The following is a 15,319-nucleotide window of genomic DNA, read 5'->3' on the forward strand; positions in this document are numbered from 1 at the left end:
ACGGCGGACAAACTGCGGGGCAGGGGTCGCGCAGGCGACTCCGGCGCCTATCGCGAGGGTGTCGCGGTCAACGCCGACAGGTCGGCCGCGATGGCCGCGGGGTCGAACGGGGGCTGGACGACGCCGGCCATCCTGCCCGCTGGGTCGAGCACGGCGATCGCCGAGGAATGATCGATGGTGTAACTGTCCGCGGGCGCATCCTCGTCGGCCGGCGCCTTCATGAACACCAGCGACAGCGAGCGCGTGAAAGCTTCCAGCGCCGGAACGTTGGCGGTGGCGGCGAGGGTATCGCGGTGGAAGGCGTGTGCGTACTCGCCGATGCGGTCGGGTGAGTCGCGTTCCGGATCGACGGACACGAACAACACCCGGGGGCGCACGCTTTCCGGCAGCGCGGTCCATTGCTTCTGCGCCTGCGCCAGTTGGGCCAGCGTGGTGGGGCAGACATCCGGGCAATAGGTGAAGCCCAGGAACACCAGGGTCCAATGCCCGTGCAGCTCGCCCGGCAACAGCCGCGTCCCGTCCGACTGCTGCAGCGAGAAGGCAGGCAGGGCGCGCGGTTGCGGGAACAGCTGCACGGCCTGCAGTTCCGGCCCTGCGGCCGGTGCCTGCTTGCCGAAGAAGTATTGCGAGGCGAGCAGGCCGAGCCCTCCGGCCAGCGCGACGACCAGGATGGCGAGCGTGGTGCGATTGAACATGCCACGAGTGTGACCGCGGCCAATTGCCGCCGCAAGCCGGGGGGGCGGGCCGACCTTTTGCCATCGGCCAATCGCCGGCCGCGGAAGTTCAATTGAGATGCCAGGGGGCGCGCCGTGGATGGAGGCACCTTGCGGGGGATCGGGGTTGGCCTTCGGTTCGTGGCGCGAGCCGTGGAGCCAGCGTGTGCCCACGCGCAAAGTCGGGAAATACATGGCGCGGTGGCGGGTTGGGCCTTGCCCGACAGGGCGACATGCCGGCCCGCGCACCATGGCAATGCTTTCGGGATGGCAGTCCAGCTGGCACGTTGCGGCCATGGGGGTGGCCTTGGCGCTTTGTTTTCGCAAGCCGTGGGGACGGCATCGGTTGCGGCGCGCCGGTAGGCTCTGTTCGGCCCGCTATAATCCGCTGCCGGGCGTCCGCCGCCGACTTTCGCCGTCACTGCGCGCCATGATCACCCACCAGCTCAAGACCATCGTCGACCTGATCCGCTACGGCGCGAGCCGCTTCAATGCGGCGGGGCTGACGTTTGGGCACAGCTACGACAACGCCATCGACGAGGCCACCCAGCTCACCCTCCATGCGTTGCACCTCCCCCACGACCTCAGTCCTGTCTACGCGCAGTCGCGGCTGACCGAATTCGAGAAGGAAGAGGTGCTGACGCTGTTCATCCGCCGCATCGAGGAGCGCGTGCCGGCCGCCTACCTGACGGGCGAGGCCTGGTTCGCCGGGTTGAGCTTCAAGAGCGATGCGCGTGCGCTGGTGCCGCGCTCGCCGATCGCCGAACTGATCGAAACGGGCTTCCAGCCCTGGCTTGGCGACCGCGACGTGCGGCGCGCGCTTGACCTTTGCACCGGTTCGGGCTGCATCGCCATTGCCATGGCCCATTACAACCCCGATTGGCACGTCGATGGAGCCGACCTGAGCGAGGAAGCGCTGACGCTGGCGAGGGAGAACGAGGAGCGGCTGCACGTCGACAACGTGCGCTTCGTGCGCTCGGACCTGTTCTCGGGGCTGCGGGGCGAGCATTACGACCTGATCGTGACCAATCCGCCCTACGTCACCGACGACGAGACCGACGCCTTGCCGCGCGAGTATTCCTACGAACCCGAACTGGGCCTGCGTGCCGGCGGCGACGGCCTGGACCTCGCGCTGCGCATCCTGCGCGACGCGCCCCTGCACCTCACCGACGACGGATTGCTGGTCTGCGAGGTCGGGGAGGCGGAGCGGGCACTGGTCGAGCTGTTGCCGGAGCTGCCGCTGGCCTGGGTCGAGTTCAAGGTGGGGCAGATGGGCGTGTTCGTGGCCGAACGCCACGACTTGGCCAAGCACCACGCCCGCATCCGTGAACTCGCCGATGCCCGGGACGTGGCCGACCTGCCGGAGCGCGAGGCCAGCGCCGGGCCGGACACCCTGTTTTGAGCAACAGCTTCGGCCGCCTGCTGCGCGTCACCACCTTCGGCGAATCCCACGGCCCGGCGATCGGTTGCGTCATCGACGGTTGCCCGCCGGGCATCGCGATCGCCCCGGAGGATTTCGAACGCGACCTCGGGCGCCGCGCGAGCGGTCGCACCCGGCACACCTCCCAGCGCCACGAGGACGACCGGGTCGAGATCCTCGGCGGCGTGTTCGAGGGACGCACCACCGGCACCCCGGTCGCGTTGCTGGTGCGCAATACCGATGCGCGCAGCAAGGACTACGCCCGGATCGCCGAGCAGTTCCGCCCGGGCCATGCCGACTACACCTACTGGCACAAGTACGGCCACCGCGACCCGCGCGGCGGCGGACGCTCGTCGGCGCGCGAGACCACCATGCGCGTGGCGGCGGCGGTGATCGCGCGCAAATGGCTGGCCGAGCACCACGGGGTCACGGTGCGCGGCCACCTGTCGCAGATCGGCGAGGTCGTGCCGGACGGACACGATTGGGACGCGGTGGAAGGCAATCCCTTCTTCTGGCCGCATGCCGCGCAGGTGCCGGCGCTGGAAAGCTACATGGACGCCCTGCGCAAGTCCGGCGACTCGGTTGGCGCCAGGGTCACCGTGGTCGCCGATGGCGTGCCGCCGGGCTGGGGCGAGCCGGTCTACGGCAAGCTCGATGCCGAGCTCGCGGCGGCCATGATGTCGATCAACGCGGTCAAGGGCGTGGAGATCGGCGCGGGCTTCGCGTCGGTCGCGCAGAAGGGCAGCGAACACCGGGATGCGATGTCCCGGCAGGGCTTCGCCTCCAACCACGCCGGCGGCATCCTCGGCGGCATCAGCAGCGGCCAGCAAGTCGTGGTCTCGGTGGCCTTCAAGCCCACGTCGAGCCTGCGCCTGCCGGTCATGGGCCTTGACGTCGATGGCAACGAAGTCGAGATCGTCACCACCGGCCGCCACGACCCATGCGTCGGCATCCGCGCGACGCCGATCTGCGAGGCGATGCTGGCGCTGGTGCTGATGGACCAGGCGCTGCGGCACCGCGCGCAATGCGGGGACGTTGGCGAGGTCTCGCCGCGGGTCCCCGGCGAATCGAAGCACTCCCCCTAGGTAACCCAGGAATCGGAAAACAGGCATGGGCAGGCAATTCAAGGTCGCCGTGGTCGGCGCCACGGGCGCGGTGGGCGCGGCGATGCTGGCGATCCTCGCGGAGCGCAAGTTCCCGATCGGGGAGCTCGTGGCGCTGGCGAGCGAGCGCTCGGTGGGCAACGAGGTCGAATGCGGCGCGCATTGCGTGGAGGTCCAGGACCTGGCGACCTTCGATCCGGCCGGGGTCGACATCGCGCTGTTTTCCGCGGGCGGCGACGTTTCACGCGCCCATGCCGCGCGTTTCGCCGCGGCCGGCGCGGTGGTCATCGACAATTCCTCGGCCTTCCGGATGGACGACGACGTGCCGCTGGTGGTCAGCGAGGTCAATCCGGAAGCGGCGAGGGCGCGCCCCAGGGGCATCATCGCCAACCCCAATTGCTCGACGATGCAGATGCTGGTCGCGCTGGCGCCGATCCACCGCAAGGCCGGGATCGAGCGGCTCAACGTCGCCACCTACCAGTCGGTGTCCGGCACCGGGCAGAAGGCGCTGGAGGAACTGGGCCGGCAGACCGCGCGGCTGCTCAATTTCCAGTCCGTCGAGCCGGAGGTCTATCCGGTGCAGATCGCCTTCAACGTGATCCCCCACGGCGGCGACTTCACCGACAACGGCTACACCACCGAGGAAATGAAGCTGGTTGACGAGACCCGGAAGATCCTTGGCGACCCCGCCATCCGGGTCAACGCCACCGTGGTCCGGGTGCCGGTGTTCTACGGCCATTCCGAGGCGGTGAACATCGAGACCCGCGACAAGCTGTCGGCGGCCGATGCCCGGGTGCTGCTCGAACAGGCCCCGGGCATCGAGGTCGTCGACGACCGCGCCGGCGGTGGCTACCCGACGCCGGTCACGCACGCGTCCGGCCGCGACCCTGTCTACGTCGGCCGCATCCGCGACGACATCTCGCATCCCAATGGACTCAACCTGTGGATCGTCGCGGACAACATCCGCAAGGGCGCGGCCCTCAATGCCGTCCAGATCGCCGAGCTCGTCGCAGCCGAAGATTGAGCGGTTCGGGTCCACGGGGCCGGAGCGCGCCGACGGGCATTGTGCTTGCCGGCGGCAGGGGTCCGTGCACGAAGCGTTGCAGACCACCGCCCATGGCGGCTAGAGTCGCGGGGTGGGATTGGGGGAGCTAGGGTGATCAACAAGTTACGCGCCATACTTGCCATCGGGCTGCTGCTCGCGCTGGGCGCACTGTCCGCGCCGGCCATGGCACTGGGCCTGGGCCAGATCAAGGTGCTGTCGCAGCCGGGCCAGCCCCTGCTGGCCGAGATTCCGGTCGTCACCAGCGATCCATCCGAACTCGACAACCTGCAGGCGCGCCTCGCGTCGCCGGACACCTTCCGCCGCATCGGCCTGCAGCCCCCACAGGGCATCGTCTCCAACCTGCAGTTCAGGCTCGCGCTCGATGCCCGCGGCAACCCGGTCATCCGGGTGACCAGCGATGCGCCGGTCCAGCAGCCGTTGCTGACGTTCCTGGTCGAGGTCGACTGGGGGCAGGGCAGGCTGGTCCGCGAGTACTCCGCCCTGCTCGACGCCCCGCGCACTGTCGCGGCGCCGGTGCAGGCGCCCATCCAGGCGCCGGTGGCGCCGCCTTCGAATGCCATCGTGCGGCCTCCCGCCCCACCGCCGGTCCCGGTCGCGTCGGAAGCCCCCGAAGCCGTCGCCGAGTCCGCGCCGGCCGATCCGACGCCCTCCACGCCCACCGCGCCGCCACCGGCGGCTGCGGCCCCTCCCAGCCAGAACGCCATCGCGGTGGCACCCCCGCCCGTGGCAGCGCCCCCCGCGTCGCCTCCGCCGGTTCCTGCGAGCCGGCCCGCGGAGTACGGACCGGTACGGGCGGGCGATACCCTGGGCGCGATCGCCGCGCGCCTGCGCCCGCCGGGCAGCACGCTGGACCAGGCGATGGTCGCGCTGTTGCGCGCGAATCCCGGCGCCTTCATCGACGACAACATCAACCTGGTCAGGCAGGGTGCGGTGTTGCGCATGCCGGACGGCGATGCGTTGGCGCGGACCAGCGCGGCCGAGGCCAGCGCGATCGTTCGCGAACAGGTGAGCCAGTGGCGCGACATGCGCCAACCCGCTGCGCCGCCGCCAACGGCCGCCGCGGCGCCGACGCAGTCGGCTGCCTCCAACACCCAGACCGGCACGACCGGCGCGCGTCGCGCCTCCGAGGCGAGGCTGGAGATCACCCCGCCGTCGGACGGCAGCGGCCAGAGCGCGGGAACCAGATCCGGCATTGCTGCCGGGGGCGAGGGCGACATGCTGCGACAGCAAATGCAACAAACCCAGGAAACCCTTGCGGCCAGGAACGCCGAGGTCGAGGAGCTCAAGGCGCGCGTCGCCGAACTGGAGCAGCTGCAGCAACAGCAACAGCAGCTCATCAGCCTCAAGGACAGCGAACTGGCCGCGGCGCAAGCGCGGCTCGCCGACAGCAATGCGGCGGCCGGTGCCGAAGCCACGGAAACCGCAGCGACCGTGCAGCCGGCACCGCCCCCCGCCGATCCAGGCGAGGGCGGAGGTTTTACGTGGCTCGCGCTGGGGCTGGCGCTGGTCCTGGCTGGCGTCGCGGCCTGGTGGCTGATGCGCAGGAAGCCTGCGCCCGGGCGTGGGCGCAGTTTCGACACGTCAGCCCTGGCCGCAGGCATGTCCCGGCCCGAGGCGCTGCCGGCGGAAGCAGTTGCCGACGATTTGTTGGACGACGCCGACGATGACAGGTCCGTGCCCGTCGCGGCCGCGGATCGAGGCCTGGCAACGCCGGACTTGGACGAGCCCGAGCCGCCCCCGTCCGCCTGGAATCCCCCGCCTCCCGGCTCGGTGGAAATGGCGGCACCGACCTGGCATTCGGGGACCCGTCCGGCGGACGTCGACGCGGCCGCGGGATCGCCGGTGCCGGAGCACGCGTCGGGCACCCCGGGGAGTGCTCCGGGTGGGCGCGAGCGGATCGAACTGGCCAGCGCCTACATCGATTTGGGCGACACCGAGACCGCACGCAGCCTGCTGCAGGAAGTCGTCGACGGCAGCGATCCGGACGCAAGCGAAGAGGCCCGCCGCCTGCTGCGCGGCATGGCCTGACGGCGCGGCGACAAGCCGGCCATGCGCTACGCCCTGGGCGTCGAGTACGACGGAGGCGGTTTCCTGGGCTGGCAGCGCCTCGCGCCCGACGATGCCGGCGACGATCCACGGTCCTGCACCGTGCAGGCAGTGCTGGAGCGAGCGCTGTCCAGGGTCGCCGACGGCCCGATCGAAACCGTCTGCGCGGGGCGTACCGATTCCGGGGTGCACGGCCTGTGCCAGGTCGTGCATTTCGATTCGGACGCGGTGCGCGCGCCGCGTGGCTGGATGTTGGGCGCGACGTCCTGCCTGCCCGAGGCGGTCTGCGTGCGCTGGTGCGCGCCCGTCGACGACGGGTTCCACGCCCGCTTCTCGGCCCGTGCCCGCCGCTACCGCTATCGCATCCTGAATCGGCCGGTGCGGCCTGCGCTCGGTCGCCAGTACCTGTCATGGTTCCGGCACGCGCTGGATGCCGATGCGATGCACCGCGCCGCCCAGGCGCTGGTCGGCGAGCACGACTTTTCCGCTTTCCGCACCGTGCACTGCCAGGCGCCGCATGCGCGCCGTGACCTGCAGCGCATCGAGGTCACGCGTGAAGGCGACGAAGTCGTCGTCGATGTACAGGCCAATGCCTTCCTGCACCACATGGTCCGCAACATCGTCGGTTCCCTGCTGGAGGTGGGCACGGGCGAACGGGGAGAGCACTGGGTCGGCGAAGTGCTGCGCGCACGTGACCGGACGTTGGCGGGAGTGACCGCGCCTGCCACCGGCCTGGTCTTCGTCGGGCCGCTGTATCCGGCCGAATGCGGACTTCCCGGGGAAGTCACCCTGCCGGACTGACGGCCACCGCCGGGTTTTCCGTGGTTGCGCAGACTGCGCCATCCCCGGCGAACCTGTAGTCTTTTCGCATTCCCTGAGCGTCCCTGTCTCCGAGACCATGAGTCGAACCCTTTTCCGGACCCGCATCAAGTTCTGCGGCATGACCCGCGCCGGCGACGTGCGCCTGGCCAGCGAGCTGGGCGCCGATGCGGTCGGCTTCGTCTTCGCCGAAGGCAGCCCACGCTACGTGCATCCGGAGGAGGCGCGCGCCATGCGGCAGGCGTTGGCGCCCCTGGTCGACTCCGTGGCCGTGTTCCGCGACAACCCCGCCGCGCAGGTGCGCGAGGTGGTGAAGCAGGTGCGCCCGAGCCTGCTGCAATTCCACGGTGACGAGGACGATGCCTTCTGCCGGGGATTCGGCGTGCCCTACCTGAAGGCGGTCCCGATGGGCGACACCGCCATCGACAACGCGATCGCGCTGCAGGTGCGCTATCCCGCCGCCGCGGCCTTCCTGTTCGACAGCCATGGCGGTGGCGCCGAAGGCGGCAGCGGCACGACCTTCGACTGGTCGAGGATCCCGGACGGCATGAACAAGCCGGTGATGGTCGCTGGGGGGCTGTCGCCGGAAAACGTCTTCGACGCGGTCGTCGCCACGCTGCCCTGGGGCGTGGACGTGGCGACCGGCGTCGAATCCGCGCCGGGAGTCAAGGATGGGGAGCGCATGCGGCGTTTCGTCGCCGAGGTGCGGCGCGCCGACTGCCACGTCGAACCCGACCTGGAAGCCGACCGGCAACCGGGCACCGGTGCGACCCGGCGGACGGACCACTCGCGATGACCGCTGCAGCCATGACGTCCGACGGGATCGATTTCCACGCCTGGCCCGATGCTCAGGGGCATTTCGGGCGGTACGGCGGCCGCTTCGTCGCCGAGACCCTCATCGGCCCGCTGGTCGAACTGGCCGACGCCTACGACGCCGCGCGCGTGGACCCCGCGTTCCTGGCCGCCTTCGACCAGGACCTGGCGCATTACGTCGGCCGGCCGAGTCCCGTCTACCACGCGCAACGCCTGAGCGATCACGTCGGCGGCGCGCGCATCCTGCTCAAGCGCGAGGACCTGAACCACACCGGCGCGCACAAGATCAACAACACCATCGGCCAGGCCCTGCTGGCCAGCCGGATGGGCAAGACCCGGATCATCGCCGAGACCGGCGCCGGCCAGCACGGCGTCGCCAGCGCGACGGTCGCCGCGCGACTGGGGCTGGAATGCGTGGTCTACATGGGCGCGACGGACATCGAGCGCCAGAAGATCAACGTCTACCGCATGCAGTTGCTGGGCGCGACCGTGGTGCCGGTGACCAGTGGTTCGGCGACGCTCAAGGACGCGCTCAACGAGGCGATGCGCGACTGGACCACGAACGTGGCCGATACGTTCTACATCATCGGTACCGTCGCCGGGCCGGACCCGTACCCGCGCATGGTTCGCGATTTCAACGCGGTCGTCGGGCGCGAGGCGAGGGCGCAGATGCTGGCCGAGTACGGCCGCCTGCCCGATGCCGTCACCGCCTGCGTCGGCGGCGGCAGCAATGCCATCGGCATCTTCCACGCCTTCCTCAACGATCGCGGCGTGCGCATCGTCGGTGCCGAGGCGGCGGGCGACGGCATCGCCACGGGCCGCCATGCGGCGTCATTGGCCGCCGGCCGCCCGGGCGTGCTGCACGGCAACCGGACCTACGTGATCTGCGACGACGACGGGCAGATCACCGAGACGCATTCGGTGTCGGCCGGCCTCGACTATCCGGGCGTCGGACCCGAGCACGCCTTCCTCAAGGATGCCGGGCGCGCCGATTACGTGGGCATCGACGACGAAGAAGCCCTGGCAGCATTCCGGCTGCTGGCCAGTACGGAAGGCATCCTCGCGGCGCTGGAATCCAGCCACGCCATCGCGCAGGCGATGAAGCTGGCGCGTGAATTGCCCAGGGACGGCATCGTCCTTTGCAACCTCTCCGGGCGCGGGGACAAGGACGTGCACACGATCGCGGTCCGGGACGGCCTCGACCTGTAGCGAACCGGGAACGCGGGCCTAGAGCCAGCCCCGGCGCCGGAACAGGGCCAGCAACCCGGCGACCATCACCGCCATGACGCCGAGCACGACGAAGTAACCCCATCGGTACTTCAGTTCCGGCATGTACTCGAAGTTCATGCCGTAGATGCCGGCGACGAAGGTCAGGGGCACGAACAGGACGGTGACCACGGTCAGCACGCGCATCACGTTGTTGAGGCGATGCGCGGAGACGGAGAGGTAGCCGTCCATCAGGTCGCTGGTGGTCTCGTACAACAGCGACGCCAGGCTGTGCAGTCGCTCGGCGTGCTCGAACAGGTCGGTGAGTTGCGCCGCCCCGGCACCACCGGGGGCGACCCGGTGCGTGCGCATGCTGTCCAGGCACTTCTCGTGGTATGCCCCGATCCGACGCAGGCGCTTGAGCTGGCTGCTGAACTCCATCAACTCGCCGAGCAGCCGGTCGCTGGGACGCTTGAGCAGCATCTCCTCGATTTCCTCCAGCCGTGCCTCGATCTTCAGGGTGATCGGCAGGTAGAGGTCGAGCAGCTTGCGCAACAAGGTGTAAAGCAGGGTCCAGGCCCGGTCCGCCTCGACGCTCCCGTCCTGGAGCGACTCGTTCAGGGCCACCACGCTGGCCGAAGGCTTCACGTGGCGCGTGACCAGCAGGTTGTCGCGCCAGAACACCGCCAGCTGGATGGTGCCGAACTTGATGCTTGCGCTGCCAACGTCGAACCCGCGCATCAGCAGCAGGTGCCAGCCATCGCCCAGGTCTTCGTACTTGGGCGGATGGCGGAGGCGCAGGGCGTCGTCGACGGCCAGGCGCGGCAGTCCGAGCCGTTCCTGCAGGAAGCCGCGGTGTTCGTCCGTATCGTCGCCGACCAGGTCGATCCAGACCACGCGTGCGTCGGCGGACGCACCCGGATCGAACGCCTCGACGGGGATCAGGTCCGCGGCGGTGCCGTCGCCGCGCCAGGCGTTGATCTGGATCATGTCGTCCTCGATGGATGTCCGGGTGGCCGAGGGGGGTGCGCGGCCCTATCCTGTTGCGCTCCCCAGCCGCCATGCCGCACGGGTGCGCCTTGAATCGTATCGAAAAGCGTTTCGCCGCGTTGCGCGAAGACGGCCGCACGGCATTGATCCCGTTCGTCACCGCCGGCGATCCGTCGCTGGAGGCCACGGTGCCGGTCCTGCATGCCCTGGTGGATGCCGGCGCAGACCTGCTGGAGGTCGGAGTGCCGTTCTCGGATCCGATGGCGGACGGCCCCACGATCCAGCGAAGCTCCGAGCGCGCGCTTGCGCGTGGCGCGGGCCTGGGCTTCGTGTTCGATTGCGTGCGCCGCTTCCGCGACGATGACGACCAGACGCCCGTGGTGCTCATGGGCTACCTGAACCCGGTGGAGATCCGTGGCGCCGACCGGTTCGCCGCGGAAGCGGCTTCCGCCGGCGTGGACGGCGTGCTGCTGGTCGACCTGCCGCCCGAGGAGGCCGCCGAGTTCCGGCCTGCCTTCGAGGCGCAGGGGCTGGCGCTGGTCCTGCTGGCATCGCCGACGACGACCGAGGCGCGCATGCGCCTGCTGTGCGCGGATGCCGCCGGCTACCTCTATTACGTCAGCTTCGCCGGTGTCACCGGGTCGTCGGAACGCCTGGACACCGCCGCCGCATCCGACCGCCTGCGCACGATCCGCGCGGCCAGCGGAGTGCCCGTGGTCGCCGGGTTCGGCATCAAGGACGCGGAGACTGCCCGGGCCATGGCGCGTGACGCCGACGGGGTCGTGGTGGGCAGCGCATTGGTGGCGGCGTTGTCGGAGGCCCGCGACCCGGAAGAGGCCTGCAAGCGCGCCAAGGCCTTCCTGGATCCGCTGCGAGCCGCCCTGGACGACGGGTCCTGAGGCGCCTGCGCTAAACTGCGCCGCCTGTCCCACCCGCCGCCCAAGGTCCGCATCGACGCATGTCCTGGCTGAAGAAATTGATGCCCGCCCGCATCCGTACCGAATCGGGCGTGGCGCGCAAGCGCAGCGTCCCCGAGGGCCTTTGGGAAAAGTGCGACCGCTGCGGCGCCGTCCTGTACCGGCCCGAGCTCGAGGAGAACCTGGAGGTCTGCCCGAAGTGCAGCTTCCACATGGCGATCCGCGGCCGCGCGCGGCTGGCCGCCTTCCTCGACCAGGACAGCGGGCGCGAAATCGGCGCCGGACTCGGTCCGACCGACGTGCTCAAGTTCAGGGACCAGAAGAAGTACGCGGACCGCATCAAGGCGGCGCAGAAGGCAACCGGCGAGCGCGATGCATTGATCGCGATGGAGGGCGCGCTGAAGCAGCGACCCATCGTCGCCTGCGCCTTCGACTTCGCGTTCATGGGCGGGTCGATGGGGTCGGTGGTCGGCGAAAGGTTCTCGCTGGGTGCCGAGCGCGCCCTGGAGATCGGTTCTCCCTTCGTGTGCTTCTCGGCCAGCGGCGGCGCGCGGATGCAGGAAAGCCTGTTCTCGTTGTTGCAGATGGCCAAGACGTCCGCGGCGCTCGCGCGGTTGCGGGCCGCGGGCCTGCCTTACGTGTCGGTGATGACGCACCCGACCACGGGCGGCGTGTCCGCGTCGTTCGCCATGCTGGGCGACATCAACATCGCCGAACCGGAGGCGCTGATCGGCTTCGCCGGGCCGCGGGTGATCGAACAGACCGTGCGCGAGACCCTTCCCGAGGGCTTCCAGCGCTCCGAGTTCCTGCTCGAGCACGGCGCCATCGACCAGATCTGCGATCGACGCGAGATGCGCGACCGCATCGCCCACCTGCTCGCACTGCTGATGCGGCAGCCGCAGCCGGACGACGAGCGGGAGGACGCGGCGTGAGGATCCACGGTCGCAGCCCCCGCCTCGGCGCGGACATCGCCTGATGGCGGCGCGCAAGTACTTCGGGACCGACGGCATCCGCGGCCGCGTCGGCGAGCCTCCGATCTCCGCGGACTTCCTGCTCCGGCTCGGCAATGCCTACGGGCACGCGTTGCGAGCTTCACCCCGGCACGCCGGCGGCGCGCGGCCGGGGGACGCTCCGGGCTGGAGCGAGCGCAAGCCCCAGGTGATCATCGGCAAGGACACCCGCATCTCCAACTACATGTTCGAGGCTGCGCTCGAGGCCGGCCTCGTGGCAGCCGGGGTGGACGTGCAGCTGATGGGCCCGATGCCGACGCCCGCCGTGGCCCACCTGACCCGCTCCCTGCGTGCCGATGGGGGGGTCGTGATCTCCGCCTCGCACAACCCGCACCACGACAACGGCATCAAGTTCTTCTCCGGTGCCGGCGAGAAGCTCGACGATGCGACGGAGCTGGCCATCGAAGCGGCGCTCGACAATCCCTTCAGCACCGTGCCATCCGAGCGGCTCGGCAAGGCGGTGCGTACCCGGGACGCGGTGGGACGCTACGTCGAGGCCTGCAAGAGTTCGGTGCCGCGCCGCTTCGACTTGGAGGGCATGCGCATCGTCGTGGACTGCGCGCATGGCGCGACCTACCAGATCGGGCCGCTGGTGCTGCGGGAGCTCGGCGCCAGGGTGGACGCGATCGGCGTCGAACCCGACGGCACCAACATCAACGACGGCGTGGGCTCGATGCATCCCGGGAAACTGGTGGACCGTGTCCGCGAGACCGGCGCCGAACTGGGAATCGCCTTCGATGGCGACGGGGACCGGTTGCTCTTCGTCGACGGCGAGGGCGAGGTGCACGACGGCGACGACCTGCTCTACGTGCTGGCCACCGACTGGCACGCGAGCGGGCGCCTGCGCGGGCCCGTGGTCGGTACGCTGATGACGAATTACGGCTTCGAGCGCGCGTTGGAGCGGGCAGGCATCGGTTTCCTCCGGGCCAAGGTCGGCGACCGCTACGTCCACCAGGCCTTGCTCGAGCATGGCGGCATTCTCGGTGGCGAAGCGTCGGGACACCTGCTGTGCCTGGATCGCGCCACCACCGGCGACGGCATCGTCAGCGCCCTGCAGGTGCTGGAGGTGCTGTCGCGGCGCGGCGTGTCCCTGCAGGAAGCCGTCCAGGGCCTGCACAAGGTGCCCCAGGAGACGGTCAACATCCGCTGCAACGCGGGCGCGGCACCGGTCGACCATCCCGGCGTGCAGGCCGCATTGCGCGATGCGCAGGCGGCGGTCGAGGGCAGGGGGCGGGCATTCCTGCGGCCGTCGGGCACCGAGCCGGTGGTTCGGGTGACGGTCGAGGCCGACGACGCGACGCTGGTGCAGTCCACGCTCGAGCAACTGGCCGGCGCGGTTCGCGCGGCAGCGGGATAACATAGGCCGCTTGCCGTCCGGTCAGGGGCGGCCGCACCCAGTCCCCTTCAGCTTGCTCCCATGACCGACGCCCGAATCCCCACCTTCGACATCCGCCGCTTCACCGATCCGGTCTCGGACGCGGACCGGCGGGCGTTCGTCGAGGAACTGGGGTCGGCATACGAGGAGTGGGGCTTCGCCGGGATCCGCCACCACGGCATCGCGCAATCGCTGATCGACGACAGCTACGAGGTGTTCAGGCGATTCTTCGCGTTGCCGGAGGCCACCAAGCGGCGCTACCACGTCGAAGGCAGCGGTGGCGCCCGCGGCTACACGCCGTTCGGGATCGAGACCGCCAAGGGCGCGCAACACTCCGACCTCAAGGAGTTCTGGCACATCGGCCGGGAAATCCCGGACGAATCGGCGCATCGCGACGTCATGCCGCCCAACCTGTGGCCGACGGAGGTCGACGGCTTCCGCGAGCACGGCTATGCGCTGTACGAGGCGCTGGACGCGCTGGGCTCCCGGGTGCTGTCCGCGCTGGCCCTGCGCCTCGGCCTGCCGGAGGGCTGGTTCGCCGACAAGACCGATTGCGGCAACTCGATCCTGCGGCCGATCCACTATCCGCCGATCACCACGGACGCCATCCCCAACGTACGCGCGGGGGCGCACGAAGACATCAACCTGATCACGCTGCTGGTCGGCGCCAGCGCGGCAGGGCTGGAGGTGCGCTCGCGCAAGGGCGAGTGGGTGCCGTTCACGGCCGACGCAGACACCATCGTGGTCAACATCGGCGACATGCTGCAGCGGCTCACCAACCACGCATTCCCCTCGACCACCCATCGCGTGGTCAATCCGCAGGGGGAAGCCGCCCGGCAGGCGCGTTACTCGACGCCGTTCTTCCTGCACCCCAACCCGGACTTCCTGATCGACGTGCTTCCCCAGACCGTCGGCGACGGCAATCCCAGTCGCTACCCGGAGCCCATCACCGCGCAGGCGTACCTCGAGGAGCGCCTGCGCGAGATCAAGCTCAAGTAACCCGCGCCGCGCGGGCTCGTCAGTCCACGGGCCTGAACTTGCGCGAATTGCGGGCCATGAGTGCAAGCCGGGTGCGCTCGGGAAGGTGGCGGGCCAGGGCATGCAGGAGCCGGTAGCGCCAGCCCGGCACCACGACCACGTCACCCCGCTCGTTGCCCTCGATCCCCGCGCGCGCCACGGCTTCGGCCTCCAGCCACATCCGTGCGGGGACCGTCATCTTGCCGCGCGTGCCGGTCACGTCGTGGAATTCCGAGAGCGTGAACCCCGGGCACAGGGCGGTGACGTGCACGCCACGATCTGCATTTTCCAGCGACAAGCCCTCGCTGAACTTCAGCATGAACGCCTTGGCCGGTGCGTACAGGGTCTGCCCGTCGGCGGCCGGCATCAGCGCGGCGAAGGACGCGACGTTGAGGATGCGACCGGCGTCGAACCGGCGGATCGAAGGCAGCAGGCGCCAGGTCAGTTCACAGACCGCGGTCACCATCACCTGCAGGAATGCGGCGTGGACCGTCCAGTCCCGGGTCCCGTAGCGCCCGGGCACGCCATAGCCTGCGTTGTTGACCAGGATCCTCACGCACAGGCCGCGCGCCTCGATTTCCGCGACTAGGGCCTGCGGTGCGCCGGGTTCGGCGAGGTCGGCGACGACCACCTCGACCGGCACCTGCGGGCGCAGCTCCTTTGCCAGCGATTCCAGGGCGGCCTGGCGGCGGGCCGTCAGGATCAACGGGACGCCGCGGCGGGCGTATTCGCGGGCGATTTCGGCACCGATGCCGCTCGAAGCACCGGTGACCAGGGCATGGCCTGTGGTCATGGTCATCAGCCGATTGTAGCGGCCGCATCCA

At 69.9% G+C, this 15,319-nt stretch carries 14 protein-coding genes; 11 read left to right on the top strand and 3 right to left on the bottom strand.

The window, feature by feature from the left end; genetic code table 11:
- Positions 1 to 47: 47 nt before the first annotated feature.
- Positions 48 to 695, bottom strand: coding sequence for an SCO family protein (locus ABD970_RS07710; RefSeq protein WP_345294919.1), 648 nt, complete (start codon positions 693 to 695; stop codon positions 48 to 50).
- A 448-nt stretch (positions 696 to 1,143) separates the two neighbouring features.
- On the opposite strand from ABD970_RS07710, the gene prmB reads away from it, so the two are divergent.
- From prmB to trpB, 7 genes are all read left to right on the top strand, one after another.
- Positions 1,144 to 2,115 carry a 50S ribosomal protein L3 N(5)-glutamine methyltransferase gene (prmB, locus tag ABD970_RS07715; RefSeq protein WP_345294920.1) on the top strand — a complete coding sequence of 324 codons (972 nt, stop codon included), beginning with the start codon at positions 1,144 to 1,146 and terminating at the stop codon, positions 2,113 to 2,115.
- A complete protein-coding gene (gene aroC / locus ABD970_RS07720; protein ID WP_345294921.1) occupies positions 2,112 to 3,218 on the top strand; it encodes a chorismate synthase in 1,107 nt (368 codons plus the stop codon). Before prmB ends, aroC begins: the two co-directional genes overlap by 4 nt.
- A 25-nt stretch (positions 3,219 to 3,243) precedes the next feature.
- A complete protein-coding gene (locus ABD970_RS07725; protein ID WP_345294922.1) occupies positions 3,244 to 4,260 on the top strand; it encodes an aspartate-semialdehyde dehydrogenase in 1,017 nt (338 codons plus the stop codon).
- 132 nt (positions 4,261 to 4,392) lie between these two features.
- Positions 4,393 to 6,330, top strand: a complete 1,938-nt coding sequence (locus ABD970_RS07730) for a motility hub landmark protein FimV (protein ID WP_345294923.1) — start codon at positions 4,393 to 4,395, stop codon at positions 6,328 to 6,330.
- Between the two features lie 21 nt (positions 6,331 to 6,351).
- Complete coding sequence (gene truA, locus ABD970_RS07735) at positions 6,352 to 7,149, top strand: tRNA pseudouridine(38-40) synthase TruA (RefSeq protein ID WP_345294924.1); 798 nt, start codon at positions 6,352 to 6,354, stop codon at positions 7,147 to 7,149.
- Between the two features lie 97 nt (positions 7,150 to 7,246).
- Complete coding sequence (locus ABD970_RS07740) at positions 7,247 to 7,963, top strand: phosphoribosylanthranilate isomerase (protein ID WP_345294925.1); 717 nt, start codon at positions 7,247 to 7,249, stop codon at positions 7,961 to 7,963.
- A gap of 11 nt (positions 7,964 to 7,974) precedes the next feature.
- Positions 7,975 to 9,189 carry a tryptophan synthase subunit beta gene (gene trpB, locus ABD970_RS07745; RefSeq protein WP_345295679.1) on the top strand — a complete coding sequence of 405 codons (1,215 nt, stop codon included), beginning with the start codon at positions 7,975 to 7,977 and terminating at the stop codon, positions 9,187 to 9,189.
- A gap of 18 nt (positions 9,190 to 9,207) precedes the next feature.
- Here trpB and ABD970_RS07750 read toward each other — a convergent pair whose 3' ends face one another.
- Positions 9,208 to 10,176: a magnesium transporter CorA family protein gene (locus tag ABD970_RS07750; protein ID WP_345294926.1), complete on the bottom strand. Its 969-nt coding sequence runs from the start codon at positions 10,174 to 10,176 to the stop codon at positions 9,208 to 9,210.
- An 89-nt stretch (positions 10,177 to 10,265) separates the two neighbouring features.
- Here ABD970_RS07750 and trpA point away from each other — a divergent pair, with 89 nt between their 5' ends.
- From trpA to ABD970_RS07770, 4 genes are read left to right on the top strand one after another with little or no spacing between them, the layout of a single operon-like run.
- Positions 10,266 to 11,075 carry a tryptophan synthase subunit alpha gene (trpA, locus tag ABD970_RS07755; protein WP_345294927.1) on the top strand — a complete coding sequence of 270 codons (810 nt, stop codon included), beginning with the start codon at positions 10,266 to 10,268 and terminating at the stop codon, positions 11,073 to 11,075.
- A gap of 59 nt (positions 11,076 to 11,134) precedes the next feature.
- Positions 11,135 to 12,025, top strand: coding sequence for an acetyl-CoA carboxylase, carboxyltransferase subunit beta (gene accD, locus ABD970_RS07760; RefSeq protein ID WP_345294928.1), 891 nt, complete (start codon positions 11,135 to 11,137; stop codon positions 12,023 to 12,025).
- A 43-nt stretch (positions 12,026 to 12,068) separates the two neighbouring features.
- A complete protein-coding gene (gene glmM / locus ABD970_RS07765) occupies positions 12,069 to 13,460 on the top strand; it encodes a phosphoglucosamine mutase (RefSeq protein WP_345294929.1) in 1,392 nt (463 codons plus the stop codon).
- 60 nt (positions 13,461 to 13,520) lie between these two features.
- Positions 13,521 to 14,477 carry an isopenicillin N synthase family dioxygenase gene (locus ABD970_RS07770; protein WP_345294930.1) on the top strand — a complete coding sequence of 319 codons (957 nt, stop codon included), beginning with the start codon at positions 13,521 to 13,523 and terminating at the stop codon, positions 14,475 to 14,477.
- A 19-nt stretch (positions 14,478 to 14,496) separates the two neighbouring features.
- Here the strand turns inward: ABD970_RS07770 and ABD970_RS07775 are convergent, their stop codons facing one another.
- On the bottom strand, positions 14,497 to 15,294 hold the full coding sequence (locus ABD970_RS07775) for an SDR family NAD(P)-dependent oxidoreductase (RefSeq protein WP_345294931.1): 798 nt from the start codon (positions 15,292 to 15,294) through the stop codon (positions 14,497 to 14,499).
- Positions 15,295 to 15,319 lie beyond the last annotated feature (25 nt).

Origin of the sequence: Luteimonas vadosa (genome assembly GCF_039543545.1) — a bacterium.
GTDB classification, from domain to species: domain Bacteria; phylum Pseudomonadota; class Gammaproteobacteria; order Xanthomonadales; family Xanthomonadaceae; genus Luteimonas; species Luteimonas vadosa.

Bases quoted from the DNA above. Each gene is read 5' to 3' on its own strand.
- ABD970_RS07710 (WP_345294919.1), bottom strand. From the start codon at position 695: ATGTTCAATCGCACCACGCTCGCCATCCTGGTCGTCGCGCTGGCCGGA.
- prmB (WP_345294920.1), top strand. From the start codon at position 1,144: ATGATCACCCACCAGCTCAAGACCATCGTCGACCTGATCCGCTACGGC.
- ABD970_RS07725 (WP_345294922.1), top strand. From the start codon at position 3,244: ATGGGCAGGCAATTCAAGGTCGCCGTGGTCGGCGCCACGGGCGCGGTG.
- truA (WP_345294924.1), top strand. From the start codon at position 6,352: ATGCGCTACGCCCTGGGCGTCGAGTACGACGGAGGCGGTTTCCTGGGC.
- ABD970_RS07740 (WP_345294925.1), top strand. From the start codon at position 7,247: ATGAGTCGAACCCTTTTCCGGACCCGCATCAAGTTCTGCGGCATGACC.
- trpB (WP_345295679.1), top strand. From the start codon at position 7,975: ATGACGTCCGACGGGATCGATTTCCACGCCTGGCCCGATGCTCAGGGG.
- ABD970_RS07750 (WP_345294926.1), bottom strand. From the start codon at position 10,176: ATGATCCAGATCAACGCCTGGCGCGGCGACGGCACCGCCGCGGACCTG.
- accD (WP_345294928.1), top strand. From the start codon at position 11,135: ATGTCCTGGCTGAAGAAATTGATGCCCGCCCGCATCCGTACCGAATCG.
- glmM (WP_345294929.1), top strand. From the start codon at position 12,069: ATGGCGGCGCGCAAGTACTTCGGGACCGACGGCATCCGCGGCCGCGTC.
- ABD970_RS07770 (WP_345294930.1), top strand. From the start codon at position 13,521: ATGACCGACGCCCGAATCCCCACCTTCGACATCCGCCGCTTCACCGAT.
- ABD970_RS07775 (WP_345294931.1), bottom strand. From the start codon at position 15,294: ATGACCATGACCACAGGCCATGCCCTGGTCACCGGTGCTTCGAGCGGC.